The organism is Caballeronia glathei (assembly GCF_000698595.1).
GTDB classification, from domain to species: domain Bacteria; phylum Pseudomonadota; class Gammaproteobacteria; order Burkholderiales; family Burkholderiaceae; genus Caballeronia; species Caballeronia glathei.
The window spans coordinates 12,013-26,298 of sequence record NZ_JFHC01000037.1 but is presented as its reverse complement, the minus strand read 5'-3'; the positions used below and the strand labels follow the sequence as shown (position 1 = coordinate 26,298).

The 14,286-nt window shown below is 61.8% G+C and carries 15 protein-coding genes; 8 read left to right on the top strand and 7 right to left on the bottom strand.

All coding sequences use genetic code 11. The features are described 5' to 3' along the window. Window positions 1-116 precede the first annotated feature (116 nt). On the top strand, window positions 117-935 hold the full coding sequence (locus tag BG61_RS22090) for an alpha/beta fold hydrolase (protein WP_035928545.1): 819 nt from the start codon (window positions 117-119) through the stop codon (window positions 933-935). Between the two features lie 56 nt (window positions 936-991). Here BG61_RS22090 and BG61_RS22085 read toward each other — a convergent pair whose 3' ends face one another. After that, the gene (locus tag BG61_RS22085) at window positions 992-1,483 is read right to left on the bottom strand and encodes a nucleoside deaminase (RefSeq protein ID WP_035928875.1); all 492 of its coding nucleotides are present in this window, start codon (window positions 1,481-1,483) and stop codon (window positions 992-994) included. A 54-nt stretch (window positions 1,484-1,537) separates the two neighbouring features. After that, a complete protein-coding gene (locus tag BG61_RS22080) occupies window positions 1,538-2,443 on the bottom strand; it encodes a LysR family transcriptional regulator (protein WP_035928542.1) in 906 nt (301 codons plus the stop codon). 395 nt (window positions 2,444-2,838) lie between these two features. On the opposite strand from BG61_RS22080, the gene BG61_RS22075 reads away from it, so the two are divergent. Next, a complete protein-coding gene (locus tag BG61_RS22075) occupies window positions 2,839-3,447 on the top strand; it encodes a 2,4'-dihydroxyacetophenone dioxygenase family protein (RefSeq protein WP_081868151.1) in 609 nt (202 codons plus the stop codon). Window positions 3,448-3,733: 286 nt separating this feature from the next. Here BG61_RS22075 and BG61_RS22070 read toward each other — a convergent pair whose 3' ends face one another. Beyond that, window positions 3,734-4,993 (bottom strand): PAS domain-containing protein, encoded by a 1,260-nt coding sequence (locus BG61_RS22070; RefSeq protein WP_035928538.1) that lies wholly within the window; start codon window positions 4,991-4,993, stop codon window positions 3,734-3,736. A gap of 209 nt (window positions 4,994-5,202) precedes the next feature. On the opposite strand from BG61_RS22070, the gene bufB reads away from it, so the two are divergent. Further along, entirely contained in the window at window positions 5,203-6,063 is an 861-nt protein-coding gene (gene bufB, locus BG61_RS22065; RefSeq protein ID WP_035928534.1) for an MNIO family bufferin maturase, read from the top strand. Continuing rightward, window positions 6,047-6,820 (top strand): HvfC/BufC N-terminal domain-containing protein, encoded by a 774-nt coding sequence (locus BG61_RS22060; protein ID WP_035928531.1) that lies wholly within the window; start codon window positions 6,047-6,049, stop codon window positions 6,818-6,820. The genes bufB and BG61_RS22060 overlap by 17 nt, the downstream gene beginning before the upstream one ends. Before the next feature lie 27 nt (window positions 6,821-6,847). Here BG61_RS22060 and BG61_RS22055 read toward each other — a convergent pair whose 3' ends face one another. Together BG61_RS22055 and BG61_RS22050 are read right to left on the bottom strand one after the other, a co-directional pair. After that, entirely contained in the window at window positions 6,848-7,900 is a 1,053-nt protein-coding gene (locus tag BG61_RS22055; RefSeq protein ID WP_035928528.1) for a sensor histidine kinase, read from the bottom strand. 7 nt (window positions 7,901-7,907) lie between these two features. Next, window positions 7,908-8,615 carry a response regulator transcription factor gene (locus BG61_RS22050; protein WP_035928525.1) on the bottom strand — a complete coding sequence of 236 codons (708 nt, stop codon included), beginning with the start codon at window positions 8,613-8,615 and terminating at the stop codon, window positions 7,908-7,910. Window positions 8,616-8,879: 264 nt separating this feature from the next. On the opposite strand from BG61_RS22050, the gene BG61_RS22045 reads away from it, so the two are divergent. The 4 genes from BG61_RS22045 (at window position 8,880) to BG61_RS22030 (ending at window position 11,899) form a co-directional block, all read left to right on the top strand. Then, the gene (locus tag BG61_RS22045; RefSeq protein WP_035928522.1) at window positions 8,880-9,197 is read left to right on the top strand and encodes a BufA1 family periplasmic bufferin-type metallophore; all 318 of its coding nucleotides are present in this window, start codon (window positions 8,880-8,882) and stop codon (window positions 9,195-9,197) included. An 84-nt stretch (window positions 9,198-9,281) separates the two neighbouring features. Then, entirely contained in the window at window positions 9,282-9,791 is a 510-nt protein-coding gene (locus BG61_RS22040) for a DoxX family protein (protein ID WP_081868150.1), read from the top strand. A 37-nt stretch (window positions 9,792-9,828) separates the two neighbouring features. Then, window positions 9,829-11,217, top strand: a complete 1,389-nt coding sequence (locus BG61_RS22035; protein WP_035928519.1) for an NAD(P)/FAD-dependent oxidoreductase — start codon at window positions 9,829-9,831, stop codon at window positions 11,215-11,217. A gap of 382 nt (window positions 11,218-11,599) precedes the next feature. Next, window positions 11,600-11,899 (top strand): hypothetical protein, encoded by a 300-nt coding sequence (locus BG61_RS22030; protein ID WP_035928517.1) that lies wholly within the window; start codon window positions 11,600-11,602, stop codon window positions 11,897-11,899. A 398-nt stretch (window positions 11,900-12,297) separates the two neighbouring features. On the opposite strand, the gene BG61_RS22025 is transcribed toward BG61_RS22030, so the two are convergent. Continuing rightward, complete coding sequence (locus BG61_RS22025) at window positions 12,298-12,783, bottom strand: DUF302 domain-containing protein (protein ID WP_051672706.1); 486 nt, start codon at window positions 12,781-12,783, stop codon at window positions 12,298-12,300. A gap of 340 nt (window positions 12,784-13,123) precedes the next feature. Beyond that, window positions 13,124-14,023, bottom strand: a complete 900-nt coding sequence (locus tag BG61_RS22020) for a LysR family transcriptional regulator (protein ID WP_035928514.1) — start codon at window positions 14,021-14,023, stop codon at window positions 13,124-13,126. Window positions 14,024-14,286: the final 263 nt, after the last annotated feature.

Below are 14,286 nucleotides of genomic sequence, written 5' to 3'. Positions count from 1 at the left end.
CTGCTGGCACGATCTGAAAATCCGTGCTACTTTGTTGACACACGTGTCAATCATGGCAGTTATTGAAGCGATCCGGGATGTCGCGCCGTAACGGCCAATATGAAGGAGTGGATCAAATGCGAAGAGATTTCATAGAAGTGGATGGCGTGGCCACCAGTTATCTGACTGCGGGCGACGCGGGCCCCGTGGTGCTGATGCTTCACGGCACCTATTGGAGCCGTGTGTGGCAGCCGGTGCTCGCGGACCTCGCGGCGCGCGGCCTGCGCCCGGTTGCGGTCGATCTTCCGGGTCTCGGCCGTTCGTCAGGGGAGCTCACGCTCGAAACGGGAACGGTTCCGGCACTCGCGGCCTGGGTCGAACGCTTTGCCGGGGCGCTCGGCATCACCGGACCGGTGAAGCTGGCGGGGCACGATATCGGCGGCGGGATCGCGCAGCATCTGCTCGTGAAAGGAACAATCGAGATCGAACAGCTTGCGCTGGTCAATGCGGTGATGTACGACTCATGGCCGGTGCCCGCCGTGGCTCGCTACCGCGATCCGGCGGTCGTTGCGGCAACTTCGCCCGGCGATATCCTGAACGCGCGGCGGCAGGCCATTCGCAAAGGCCTCCTGGAAAGCGCGGCGTCCGAGGCACTCGTCGAGGAGTACCTCGATCCGTGGACCGACGCACGTGTGACACGCTCGTGGATGGCGCTTGCCGGCGCGGCGGACGGCCGCTATACAGTGGATCTCGTGTCCGCGTTGCGCGCATCGGCGGCTCCGAAACTGCTGGTGTGGGGCGAGGATGATCCTTATCAGCGCGTCGAATATGCCGAGCGTTTTGCGGCAGAGATGCCGAACACGAAACTGGTGCGAATTCCGCAAGCGGGGCACATCCCGACGGAGAACGACGCCAAAGCCGTGTCCATTGCGCTAGGCGATTTTTTTAAGGCTTAAGGCGTGTGACGGCGGCAGTGCCCAAGAGGCAATCCTTTACGCAACGAGGAATTCATCTAGGCACTGCGCGACGATGCCCATTCCTCCAGTATGCGCACCGCCTCTGCATCACGCTTTTGCTCCGCCGGCTGGGACCGCGTTTCGAGTGTCCCACCCGCTTCAAGGCGCAGACCGTCAACGTCGATCGGATGACGGTCGGCCCCCGACACGTTGGCAAACGCCTTGCTCGACTGCACCAGCGAGGCACCGTAGTAAAGCCCGCCGATGCCGCATATCTTCATCGCCGCGACGCAGAGCGCGCAAGGTTCACACGACGTATAGAGATCGCAACCGCTGAGATCGACCGTCCCGAGACGGCGGCAGGCGTCGCGGATCGCTTCGATCTCCCCATGCGACGTCGGGTCCCAGTTCGCGACTGAATGATTGAAGCCCTCTCCGACCGCCACGCCGTCTCGAACGACGACCGCCCCAAACGGCTCGGTGCCGGGTTCTGTCAGGGCCCTGGCGGACAAGGCGAGCGCGCGATCCATGAACTTTTCGTTGTACATCGACATTCTCCTCGGTTGATTGAATCGCAATTGGAAAGGGGCAGCCAGGCTTGCTCAACCGTTCCAGGGCATCGTCCTGATCTGCGTCTCCAGACAGGTGCAAAAGGCTCTGACGCGAGGACTTAGATTGCGCCGGCTAGGGTAGACGACATATATCGGCTCCTTCGTGTGGTCCTGATGCTCTGGCAAGACCTCGACAAGTCTTCCCGACGCCAGGTCGTCTGCGATGTGAAACTCGGCAAGCCGGACCACGCCCGCACCTTTGAGGGCAAGGTCGCGAAGCAACTCGCCCTGCGTAGTATTGACCTTGCCTCGCACGTCGATTCCGACCAGTGTGCCGTCATCGAGCTGAAAGGGCCACACGTTCCAGTCGCTCTTGAAGCTGAAGCCGAGACAGGGCAGATTGCGTAGCGCCTCGGGCGTAGCCGGTTGCCCATACCGCGTCAGAAAGTCTGGCGATGCGCACACAATCCATCTGCTGCTCGCGATCTTCCTCGCAACGCGGGACGAGTCGGGAAGAATCCCGCTGTGGATGGCGACATCGATGCCCTGGTCGAACATGTCGACGAATTGCGGGCCGACGTGAAACTCGACAGTCAGGTCCGGATGCTCCGCCAGGAAGTCCGGCAGCCACGGGAGAATCTGGTGCTTCGCGAACGTGAACATCGTATGTACGCGAATGGTGCCTCGCACCGACGTTGGAAGAGACTCCGCGACCGAATCTGCTTCGGCCATTGCTTCGATGACGCCGCGTGCGCTGTGCATGAACGCGTTGCCTTCCTCGGTGAGGGAAACGGTTCTGGCCTGACGCGTGAACAGACGCACGCGCAGCCGGTTTTCCAGTCGTGTGACAAGCTTGCTGACGGCGGAGGGTGTCAGTTCGAGCGTTCGCGCGGCAGCAGAAAAGCTCGCATGCTCCGCGGATGCGACGAATGCAACGATCTCTGCATATTTATCCATGGGCTGTCTCCTGCCCGAAAGTGTCTGCCTGCCGGTCCGCGATAGCGATGCTGCGACGCTTGCGAACCGGTTGCCTCATACGGTGACGTTCGCGCCGGTGCAATCGAGCGTGCGGTTCGCAGGTTTGCTTTGGGTGAAGGCAGAATAATGACACAAACGTCAAGAAAGCAAGATGATCCTCAGACGGCTCGTTTGGAGGAACCCCTGTCGCCGGCCGTAATCATTTCTTCAAATCCGATGTTGACGGTGGCGGGTCCTGCCGCCTGTGACCGAAATTCACAGTGGCTATTCCGTGGCAGAGGTGGTGATTCGCCCACTCGGCGCGCACAATCATTTCACCGGGCTTTTCGAAGTCCACCAATTCGCTCATAGGCACATTCAACTCTGGCTCCTCAATGCTTTACAGAAAAATCGAGGCCGATGTGTCGTGTTTTCACGAGCGGTTCCAGGTTCTATTTCAGGAGATAGTTGTGCCGCAATTTTCAAGAGACTTCCATAATCCTCTGGGTGTTCGGGCCGCACGTGATCCATTGCCGGCCGACGCGCGTCCGGACATCTTCTTCCAGAACGTGCATGACGTGGATGAGCGGATGTGGGTTACGCAGGCCGACGGCGTCCAGTTCCTGCCGCTGTGCTTCGGCGTGACGCAAGGCTACTACGTCAATCTTCTTCGAGTGCGCAAATCGGGTGTGCTCTCGTGTCACCGGCACCTGGGTGCGGTGCATGCCCACGTGATCAAGGGCCGCTGGTTCTATATGGAACACGAGGAGATGTACACCGAAGGCTCGTTCATCATGGAGCCGCCGGGTGAAGTCCATACGCTGGTGGTGCCCGGTGACGTCAAGGAGATGATCACCTGGTTTCATTCGGTAGCAGGGTACATCTATCTGGATGGTGACAGGATCACGGGATACGAGGACGTCTTCACCAAACTGGCTGCGGCACGAGCTCACTATGAAGAGCACGGCCTTGACCAGAAGCAGATCGACCGCCTCGTTCGTTAGAAAAGGCTGGCGTGCATGCACCGGACCACGATAGAGATCGCAGTCCGGTGCGAGAGGCGGAGCTGGATAGCCATCATCCGGCACGCCGCGCGCGACGAAAACAAACAGCGTCGGCGTTCGCCGACGTTTCCCGCCTTCATGGATACCCTGCATCGTGCTGGTCGCCGCGCGACCTGTACGCTGGCTGCTCCGTGACGCGGGACGGGAGATGCTTCTGCGGCTGACGCTCATCCGAAGCACAGGACACTTCGATTTGATCTCGAGCACGCGCGATGCGGCGAAACGGTTAGCGGGCAGTCGCGGCGGGGCCGGTGGCCGTGAGATCGGTTCGGGTCAGGCGGTCGAGCCCGGCCTTGCGCTCAATTTCGACAGCGGCGCGCGCCGTGAAGATGGAATAGACGGAGTCCATGAGGATGTCTTCTTCCTTCATTTCCTTGTCATCGAAGAAGGCCATGTGCCCGATGACCTGGCGCTCGCTGTTGAAGATCGGAAGCCCGTAATAGCTTTCGAATTTGTCGTCTCGCGGAAACAGCTTGCCGACATTCTGCGGATGAAACGCGGGACGCTTGAGACTGAAGACGGCCTCACAGGGTGTGCCGGCAAGTTCGAATTCGAAGTTCTCGCGAAAGCCGTCCTGGAACCAGAACGCGAGCGTGTGCACGCTCTTCGGCGGCCAGCCGGTGCATTCGGTGACGAAAGCACACGAGACGTCCAGTGCCGCCGCGAAATGACGCACCAGCGTGCGGAAAAAATCGTCGCCACTCTTGCCGGACGTTCCCTGAACAATGTGCTGGAGAATGTTTTCGATTCTCCGTACGCGTGTGATATCGGTATCGAGTGCGACGAAACGCGATGGCCGGCCGCTCGCGTGGCGAATCGCGCTGCCGATCGAACTGACCCAGCGGTAGCGGCCGTCCTTGTGCAAAAGGCGCAACTGCTGCTCGTAGCGGGGCGTCGCGCCTTCCAGATGCTGGAGCAACGCTGCCTCGACCGATGCAACGTCGGCGGGGTGCACGCATTGCAGCCAGGCCTGCCGCGTATTGGCCAACTCGTCGTCGTCATATCCGAGCATGCTCTTCCAGCGCGCGGACAGCATGAAATTCTGCGTCTGGAGGTTCCATTCCCACAGCCCGTCGTCGCAGGTACGCATCGCGAGCGCGTAGCGTTCCTCGCTCGAACGTAGCGTCACTTCCATCTGCCTGCGTTCGTCCGCCGCGAGTTTAAGCGCCCGCTCCAGATCGTCGACTCTCGTCCTCAGCGCGCGGAGTGCGGCGCCAACCTGCCCGATCTCATCGGGCGCATCCGCCATCGGCTCGCTGCTTCCGTGCGCTGCATGCAGAAGCATGGCCAACGGACGCCGCACATGAGCGTCGATGGCGAGGCTCGCGGTCGCCAGCACAAGAAGCAATCCCAGCGCGGCGACAATCACGATGCCGGGCCGCATCCCGGCAGGGCCCTCGCCGGGCACCCAGCCCACTGCGATATAGACGATCACGAGCAATCCGCACAGGGCGACGGGAAGAAGCAGCTTTTGCTTGAGTGTCATGGCTTCGATCCTAAGCGGGAACACGCGCAATGAGCTTGTCCCGGCAGTGCTGGGTGCAATCCGTACTGGTGCGCGGTTCCATGCATCCGGACGGTGGCGGATGGACGCAGGAGATTCATGCGGCAAGAAAGCCATACCGTCGTGATGATTCTGTGATTTTTATGCGCCAAATTACACGCTGGCAAGCAACCTTGCGACGGTGATCTCTGATGCAAACGCTGAATAGCCGATTCGCCGCGCCTGCTGCGATTCCTCATGACGTCGGAATCGGACTGCGCGCGGCGCATTACCGGCAGATTCTCGAGGAACGTCCTGCGATCGGATGGATGGAGGTGCATAGCGAAAACTACTTCGGCGACGGTGGCCAGCCCTTGCACTACCTTCGGCAGATCCGTGACGCCTATCCGATCAGCCTGCATGGGGTCGGACTGTGCCTCGGGACGACCGATCGCATCGACCGCGAGCACTTGAAGCGCCTGCGCAGACTCGCGGAGTGCTTCGAGCCGGGGCTGGTTTCGGAGCATCTCAGCTGGGGCGTCGTTGCCGGGCGATTCCTGAACGACCTGCTGCCGCTGCCCTATACGGAAGAAGCGCTGGCAGTGGTGTGCGAGCATGTTCATGAAGCACAGGATTACCTGGGCAGGCAAATCCTCATCGAGAATGTGTCGAGCTATATCCGCTTTCGCCACTCCACGATATCCGAGCACGAGTTCATCGCGGCGCTCGCGGCATGCACGGGATGCGGCATTCTTCTCGATGTCAACAACGTCCACGTGAACGCCGTGAACCACGGACTGGACCCGGTGCGCCATATCGACGCCATGCCGGCCCAGGCGGTCAAGGAAATCCATCTTGCGGGCTTCGACCGCGCAGGCGACCTGCTGATCGACACCCATGGGCAACGGGTTGCCGACCCCGTATGGACGCTCTACCGGCACGCGGTCGCGCGCTTCGGGGCGGTGCCCACGCTGATCGAATGGGACACGGATATCCCGGAGCTATCGGTCCTCATCGATGAAGCCGCCACGGCCGCTGCGATTCTCGGAGCCCGACATGCCATCGCTGCGTGAACTGCAACTCGGGTTTGCCGCCGCTATCGTCGAGCAGGACGCGGCACACATCGCCCATTACGTGGCGCCCCGCGGCGAGGGAACCGGCGACGGCCTGAACGTGTATCTGAACAACATGTACGCGAACCTGCGCGAAGCGTTGCAAGACGTCTTCCCGGTGGTCGAACGGCTCGTGGGAGAAGCGTTCTTTCATCACGCGGCGAATCGCTATATCCGCGAGCACCCGTCGACGAGCGGTGACATGCAGCGCTTCGGCAGTACGTTTGCGGCTTTTCTCGCGGAGTTCGCCCCGGCCGCATCGCTGCCCTATCTACCCGACACCGCGAGACTCGAATGGGCAATGCACGAGGTCTTTCACGCGGCCGACCACGCACCGCTCGCGATCGAGCATCTCGCCAGTGTGCTGCAAGCCGACTGCGGGGCTTTGCGCTGCACGGTGAACCCCGCCTGCCGTTTGCTCGCATCGGCGTTCCCGGTATCGCGCATCTGGTCGGTCAATCAGCCCTTGCCGGACGAACCCGGCGAAGTCGACGCCGACAGCGGCGGCGAGTTCCTGCTCATCCGGCGGCACGGCTTCATGGTCGAAGCCGTGCCGCTCGAGCGGGCGGCATTTGCGATGCTGCAATCGCTTAGCGCGGGCACAACCGTTGGTTTGGCGTGCGAGCGTGCCATGCTCATCGACGGGAATTTCCCGCTGGCGGCGCAGATTCAACGGCACATTCTCGACGGAACGATCGTCGGCTTTGCAGCGCAGTGATGTCGTGCGCGAGCGTGGAGGCACGCGTCACGCGACCGCGAAATCCACAATGAACGTCGTGCCGAGCCCCGGCGTACTCTGAACCTGGATGTCCCCGCCATGCAGTTCGACGATGCGGCGGGTGATCGCCAGCCCGAGCCCCGCGTTGCCGGTCGCGCCGAACTCCGCCCGGTCGACCCGATAGTACCGGTCGAAGATGTTGTGCAGTTCCTCCCCGTCGATGCCTCGTCCGGTGTCGCGCACGCGAAGTTCGACGCGCGTCCCCGCTCGCCGGACTTCGACGCCGATCTCGCCGCCTTCCGGCGTATAGCGCATCGCGTTTTCGATCAGGTTTTCGAGCACCCGCTCGATCATGCCGATATCGGCGCGCACCGGCGGGCAGTCCGGCTCGCACGTCGTCACGAGCGCAAGCCGGCGCTTCTGAGCCTTCAAGGCGAATTTCTGAACGACGTCCTGAGCCAGTTCCGCTATCGGAAATACTTCGATATGCGGACTCACCTCGTGCGCTTCCAGCTTGGTGAGTTCGAACAGATCCTGAACCAGCTTGCCGAGCCGCTCGCAGTGCTTCACTGCGACCTGCAGATACCGGTTCCTTTCCTCGGAAGAGAGTTCTTCCGACTTGATGAGCAAGGTCTCGAGATAGCCCTGCATCGACGCGAGCGGCGTGCGCAGGTCATGGGAGACATTCGCGAGCAGTTCGCGCCGCTGCCGGTCGACGTCTTCGAGCTGGCGCAGCTGCATGGCGATGCGTTCGGACATCTCCTGGAACGCCGCACTCAGACGACAGATCTCGTCGTCGAGATTGCCGGGCAGTTCGAGCGGAACGGGTGTGGTGAAGCCGCTCGCACGAAACGCTTCGATCGACTCCGACAACATGCGCAACCGGACCGTGAGGAACCGGAACACGATCAGCGCGGCGACAAGGCTGAATACGACCGTGCCGATGATCAGGTCCGTCGCGAGTTCGAGGAGCCGGTGCGTCTCGACCATCTTCTGCGACGCGAGAATCATCATCGCGCCAATCGCGATGAACACCGTCATCAGCAAGACCGCGAGCCTGCCGTAGAGGGTGCGGAGCATGAGCGCTTTAGTCCCGCGAAGCGTTGCGGAACTTGTAGCCGACACCCCAGACGGTCTGGATGTATTCGGGCTCGTTCGGATCGGTCTCGATCTTCGCGCGCAAGCGGTTGATATGGGAGTTGACCGTATGCTCGTAGCCGCTGTGGCTGTAGCCCCATACCTGGTCGAGCAGCTGGCTGCGGCTGTAGACGCGCCCCGGGTTCTGCGCGAAATGCAGCAGTAGCTGAAACTCCTTCGCCGTGAGGCAGATGGGCGCGCGGCGCACCGTCACCTCGCGCTTTTCGATATCGATTCTGAGGTCCTTCGCTTCGATCGCCTTCGGCGCGTCCGCTGGCGGATTCACGAGCACGTCCACCAGCCGGAACAACGCCTTCACCCGCGCGACGAGTTCGAGGACGCTGAACGGCTTGGTCAGGTAATCATCCGCGCCCATTTCAAGGCCGAGTACACGGTCCAGTTCCGTGGAGCGCGCAGTGAGCATGAGGATCGGCGTATAGCGCTGTTCGCTGCGCAAGCGCCTGCAGATTTCCAGGCCGTCGACGCCCGGCAGCATCAGATCGAGCACGAGCAGATCGTACGGCTGCGCGAGTGCTTCAGCGAGCCCGGCACGGCCGTCGTTGATCACCCTCACGTCGCACGACAGTCCGGCCAGTTGCAGCTTGACCAGTTGCGCGATGTCGTCATCGTCTTCGATCACAAGAACCTGGCGTGACATGGCTTCACCTCTTCGCGCACATGACGGCGCAAACGCAACTCGACGAACGCGGCCCCGCGGCCCCGAACGCCTGCCGCCCGACCCGGCGCCCCTGAACCATTCTAGTCCGTGCCAAACGGTGTTCCAACCGGCGAAGCCGCGAATCGGGCGTCGTGACAGAAATTTGATTTATCGCGGATGAGCGCGTGAGTTCTGCTGCGCACACTGCTTCCCAGAGACAGGCAAACGGTCTGTCCGACTCCCAACCCTCCTGGAGAACCGATCATGAAAAGCGAACACATCATCCGCGGCGCACTGGCGAGCCTGCTCGCAATCGGCGCAGTCGGCGCGAGCACGCATGCTTTTGCCGCCGACTTCGAAAAGTGCGCGGGCATCGCGAAGGCCGGCAAGAACGATTGCGGCACGAGCAAGAGCTCATGCGCGGCGACGGTCAAGACCGATCGCGACGCCGAAGCATGGGTGCTCGTGCCGAAAGGAACCTGCGACAAGATCGCGGGCGGCCATTTGCAGTTGTCGGAGAACGCGAAACCCGGCGGCAAGAGCGGCGTGCTGAGCCCCGCCGCCAAGGCTGCACACGGCTGAAGCGGCATCGCTGTCTGCCGGCGTCCGATGCGGCACGCCCGTGTGCGGCGTGCCGTCACCACCTAACGAGTCGAGGGAACAGAAATGAAGTCGTCATCCAACCCGTCCGGAATTGCGTCGGCTTCGCCCGGCTTCGTTCCGGTCAAGGCGATCGTCGCCGGCAAGGCCATCGTCTGCGCGCTGCAAGTGCTCACTCCGGTACTCGATCTGGGCATCCGCATCATGATCGGCCTCGTGTTCTTCCAGTCGGGCCTGAGCAAGATTGCAAGCTGGGCGACCACGCTTGGGCTCTTTCACAGCGAATACTCCGTTCCGCTGCTGTCTCCCACGCTCGCCGCCTGTCTGGGCACCGCTGCCGAACTGGGTTTCCCGGTGCTGCTCGTGCTCGGTCTCGGCACGCGCGGTGCGGCGTTCGGCCTCTTCATCTTCAACATCATCGCGGTGCTCTCGTATCCGGGTCTCGGCGATGTCGGGCTGAGGGACCATCAGTACTGGGGCGTCTTCCTTCTCGTGATCCTGCTGCATGGTCCAGGCAAGCTCTCGCTCGACTACCTTCTCGGCCGCCATGTATGGCGCACATTGGGCCGCGGGTAAACCGCGCGGACGACTCACTCCACTATGAGGAGCGGACATGGACAGAAACATCGTCATCATCGGCGGCGGATTCGCGGGCACCACCCTCGCGAGGCATCTCGAGAAACTCGTGCGGCCTCCGTACCGCGTGATCCTCGTGAGCGAGGAGAGCTACACGACGTTCAACCCGATGCTCGCGGAAGTGGTCGGCGCATCGGTCTTCCCCGAGCAGGTCATCGTGCCGATCCGCCAGATGCTGACGCGCTCGCGATTCATCATGGCGAGCGTCACGGATGTGGACTACGCGCGTCGCGTCGTGCATGGCAGGACGCTCGCGGGGAACCGCGAGATTCCGTTCGAGCATCTGATCCTCGCTTTCGGCACGCGGGCGAATCTCGACCTCGTGCCGGGCATGGCCGAGCATTCGCTGCCGCTCAAGCTCGTCGGCGATGCAATGTTCATTCGCAACCGCGTCCTGCGCCAGCTTGCGCGGATCGAACTGGAGACGTGCCCTGAAATACGGCGCCGGCTCGGGCACTTCATCGTGATCGGCGGCGGGTTCTCGGGCGTCGAGGTCGCGGGGGAACTGGCTGACTACATCCACAGCATCCGGCGCTTTTACAAGCTGGTAAAGGACGACGAGCTGGCCGTCACGATCCTGCAGGATGGCGAGCGGCTGCTGCCGGAGATGCCGGGGTCGCTCGGCATCGAAGCCGCGCGGCTGATGTGCGGACGCGGCATCAACGTGCGCCTGAAGACGCGCGCAGCGCAAGTGCGCGCCGATGGCGTCACGCTGCTCGACGGCACGACGATCGACGGCGGCACGGTGATCTGCACAATCGGCACGAAGCCGAATCCGCTCGTGCAGAAGCTCATGCAGAGCATCTCGCTCCCCGTGCAGCGCGGACGTATCGGAACGCAAGCGGACATGTCGGTGCCGGGCCTTGAAGGCCTATGGGCCATCGGTGATTGCGCGCGCGTGACGAACGCGGCGACCGACAGCATCTCGCCGCCCACCGCACAGTTCGCGATTGCGCAGGCACGGCAGCTCGCGGCCAATGTCGCGCGCACGCTGCAGAAGCAGCCCGGCAAAGCGTTTGCCTACACGACGAAGGGAGCGATGGCGACCATCGGCCACATGAAGGGCGTCGCGCAGATCTACGGCGTTCATGTCACGGGTTTGCCGGCGTGGCTGCTGTGGCGGGCCTTGTATCTGGCGCGCATGCCGACGCTCGGCCGCAAGCTGCGCGTTTTCGTCGAATGGACGTGGAGCATGTTCTTCCCGACGGATATCACGCATCTGCGCTTCACCCGCACCCATGAGGCAGATGAAGAGCCGCGGGAAGCGATCATCGACGCGCCCGCCAGGACAGGTGCCGCTGCCCGCCGCATCTCTTATCGGCCGACCCTGCGGCTGCGCGTGCAGCACCCCAACACCAATTTCTGAAGGTGGGTGTTGCGAGGCGGGGCGCGCGGCGTCGTGGCATCGCTTCCTGCGCGTTGGTCCGGCGCAATCCTTCAGAGGGTTCATACTCGACGATCGCGGGTCGCATACTTTCGAAAAGCGGCCCGACGATCCTTAATGATCTGGCACCATGCAAAGGGCATAGTTGATCACGGGTTCGCACGGTTGCTGAAGAACTGCATCGCGCCGTCGTGCATATTCCGCGCGCTGAATCGACCAGACATGGATGATGCTGCGGTTAGCCCGTACTGCTCGCCGTCCACTCTGGCACGCATATTCAGTCGAACTAGACCGGCGCGGCACGGACTAATACTGACGAAGGACAAGACACCGGCTTGCGCCGGAAACTGCGGTAGGGGATGAGATGCGATTCGAGAAGCGGCAATGGAGGCTCAACCGGAATAACGCGAACTTTCGTTCGGGTGCAACGGGCTTGCCAGGCAAGATCCTGGCGTTTGCGGGAGGCGCTGCGCTGCTGGTCGCGGCGGTGATGGTTTCGCTGGTGATGCTGGCAGTGGTTTTGACGGGCGCGCTATTCATAGGGGGCTACGTTTGGTGGAAGACGCGCGAACTGCGCAAGCAGATGCGCGAGCAGGCACGCGAACGCGTCATCAAGGGTGGCGTGATCGAGGACGTCAAGTTCGACGACAGGATAGAACGCTGACTGCCACGCGGCAGTGCGTGGCTTCACAACGTTTCGCGCGGAGCCTCCGCGCGCGATCGGACCTCGGAAGGCTGCGTTTGGTTGGCATACACCGGTGGAGCGAACTTGCGAAAATATCCGAAGCGGATTTCTGTTCTTGCCTGCCGGAGCCGGTGTTTGTGTTCTGCTAGTGGCCGCACGCGTCTTCAACAACGGCGTGAGGCGCAGTCCATGGCCGGTGCGTGGACACTGAAACTACGCATGGATCCATGAGTTCGTGCGATAGGCTCGTGAAGGAGATATGCCCTTGGGCATTGACGCATCGGTGCAGCGCTACGAGGCGATGAAGGCAGTTCACCCATCATCCAGGAAGCTATAGGCTGACGATCACACGTGGATGGCGGGTTTTGACATTCACCTCATGGAGTGCGTGCCGCATCTTCCAGCAATTCCCGCAGCTTCAGATCAAGCGCTTGCGCGACCTCATCGATTTTCTGGTTTTCGAATTGGGCGAACTGACTTGAAGGTTTGTCATAGTCAATTCGAACTCCCTTTTCATATTGGTAGACGAGGACGGTGAGAGGCGCATACAGGCCCGCCCGAATGTCCTCGCGTGCCATTTCATGTGCAATCAAAGGGTTGCCTATGTGAAAGCGTATCGCGTTGCGATGGACGCCATCGATCGCAAATAGTGCGCCATGGTTCTGCATTCCGAACAGCATCAGATCATGCGCGCCCCTCATGTCTTCAATGCGTCTGACCGCGTCAAGCGGATCCTTGAGGTCAGACATGACGGTGCTATCGAACCTGCCCAGCAACTTCTCGAGTCGCGAAACATAGAGTTCGAAATCGACATCAAAGCAGGTGGTGAGATGAACGAGTTCAAGTTTTCTCGCGGTGGTCATATCGATACCCAGCTCCAATAATTCACGGCAATCACGGGGACAACGTCTCCGGCATGAAGATCTGCAGAGAACAAGCGGGTGTCATGCAAGCCGCGGACCGTACTCCGCTTGATTAGTGCAGATCATGCTCCGGATTATGGTCCGCGCACTTTGCGCTGGGCGATCAATAAGATTACAAATATGAAATGTCGGGCGGGAAAAGCCTGGTGAGAGCGCGAGCGCATGACGAGTCGGTTCCATCGCAAAGAGACGGACCAGCCCCCGTTCACCATCGCGCGGTTCGGCCGGGCAGGTTGAGCGTCGGCCAAGACCCGCCGACTTCGCGATCACGGCATCCTGCTCAGAACAATTGATGATGCGCGATCAGTTCGCGGATCAGGTCGACGAGCGTGTTCAATCCCGGACCGAACTCGCTCGCCTGATAGCAAATGGAGACGCTGTGCGCGGGGACCTCCGGCGCGACCGGCAATTGCTTGACCCGCTTGGCTTCGACCTCTGCCTGAATGATCCGTATCGGCACCAGCGCGACGCCGAGCCCCTTCACCACCGCCTGCACGGTGACCGACAGGCTGTTGCACGTGCTCACGCGCTCCGGCGTGACGCGCGCGTCCGCGAACCACTTCATGACCGTCGCGTGCAGCTTGGCGGTCGGCGGACTGATGATCAGATGCAGCGGCGCCAGATCGGACGGTGACAGGAGTTCGCGTGTCTTCGGAAAGCCGGCATGGACGAACCATCCGAGGCGATTCCTGCCGATGTACTCCTGCTTCACGTGTCCCTCGACGCGTGCTTCGGAGACGATCGCCACGTCGAGCGCCTGCTCGTTGAGCATCCGGCTCACGGTTCCGGTGTCGCCCACGAACAGGGACGTCCTGATCCCCGGATAGAGGCGCTCGATCCGCTCGATCAGGTCCGTCGCGGATATCAGCGCGAAGCTCTCGTTCAGGCCGAGCCGCAGCACGCCCATCAGCGGGTCGCGCGTGCGGAAGCGCTCGACCAGATCGCTCGCCGCATTGAGCGTGCGGTCGGCGAATTCGATCAGCGCGTGACCCTCCGCCGTCAGCCGGATGCGCGGTCCCTGCCGCACGAACAACTGCACGTTCAGCGCCGTCTCCAGCTCCTTCACCCGCGCCGACACGCTTGGCTGCGTCAGGTGCAGGTCGAGCGCGGCCGCGTGGAAACTGCCCAGCCGCACGACCCGTTCAAATGCCTTCAGTTGATCAAGCGTGACGTTCATCATAGAAAATTTTGATTATTACCCCACCGAACAATCGATTTTTCCTTGTGAAGCGCCGCGATTACTATCGTGGACATGAGAACAAGGAAGCCGGCGAAGAGGCTCTCCGAAACATGCAGGAGACAACGAAATGCTGAACACTAACCGAATCGCGACCCTTGCGGGCAGCCCCGCGCGGGCAGTGGGCGCCGTCATGCCGGCGCCGGGCGAGCCTTTGGACCGTTCCCGCCCTCGCGCGGAATCGATCCGGCTGTCCGGACTTCGCG

Bases quoted from the DNA above. Each gene is read 5' to 3' on its own strand.
- BG61_RS22090 (WP_035928545.1), top strand. From the start codon at position 117: ATGCGAAGAGATTTCATAGAAGTGGATGGCGTGGCCACCAGTTATCTG.
- BG61_RS22085 (WP_035928875.1), bottom strand. From the start codon at position 1,483: ATGTACAACGAAAAGTTCATGGATCGCGCGCTCGCCTTGTCCGCCAGG.
- BG61_RS22080 (WP_035928542.1), bottom strand. From the start codon at position 2,443: ATGGATAAATATGCAGAGATCGTTGCATTCGTCGCATCCGCGGAGCAT.
- BG61_RS22075 (WP_081868151.1), top strand. From the start codon at position 2,839: ATGCTTTACAGAAAAATCGAGGCCGATGTGTCGTGTTTTCACGAGCGG.
- BG61_RS22070 (WP_035928538.1), bottom strand. From the start codon at position 4,993: ATGACACTCAAGCAAAAGCTGCTTCTTCCCGTCGCCCTGTGCGGATTG.
- bufB (WP_035928534.1), top strand. From the start codon at position 5,203: ATGCAAACGCTGAATAGCCGATTCGCCGCGCCTGCTGCGATTCCTCAT.
- BG61_RS22060 (WP_035928531.1), top strand. From the start codon at position 6,047: ATGCCATCGCTGCGTGAACTGCAACTCGGGTTTGCCGCCGCTATCGTC.
- BG61_RS22055 (WP_035928528.1), bottom strand. From the start codon at position 7,900: ATGCTCCGCACCCTCTACGGCAGGCTCGCGGTCTTGCTGATGACGGTG.
- BG61_RS22050 (WP_035928525.1), bottom strand. From the start codon at position 8,615: ATGTCACGCCAGGTTCTTGTGATCGAAGACGATGACGACATCGCGCAA.
- BG61_RS22045 (WP_035928522.1), top strand. From the start codon at position 8,880: ATGAAAAGCGAACACATCATCCGCGGCGCACTGGCGAGCCTGCTCGCA.
- BG61_RS22040 (WP_081868150.1), top strand. From the start codon at position 9,282: ATGAAGTCGTCATCCAACCCGTCCGGAATTGCGTCGGCTTCGCCCGGC.
- BG61_RS22035 (WP_035928519.1), top strand. From the start codon at position 9,829: ATGGACAGAAACATCGTCATCATCGGCGGCGGATTCGCGGGCACCACC.
- BG61_RS22030 (WP_035928517.1), top strand. From the start codon at position 11,600: ATGCGATTCGAGAAGCGGCAATGGAGGCTCAACCGGAATAACGCGAAC.
- BG61_RS22025 (WP_051672706.1), bottom strand. From the start codon at position 12,783: ATGACCACCGCGAGAAAACTTGAACTCGTTCATCTCACCACCTGCTTT.
- BG61_RS22020 (WP_035928514.1), bottom strand. From the start codon at position 14,023: ATGATGAACGTCACGCTTGATCAACTGAAGGCATTTGAACGGGTCGTG.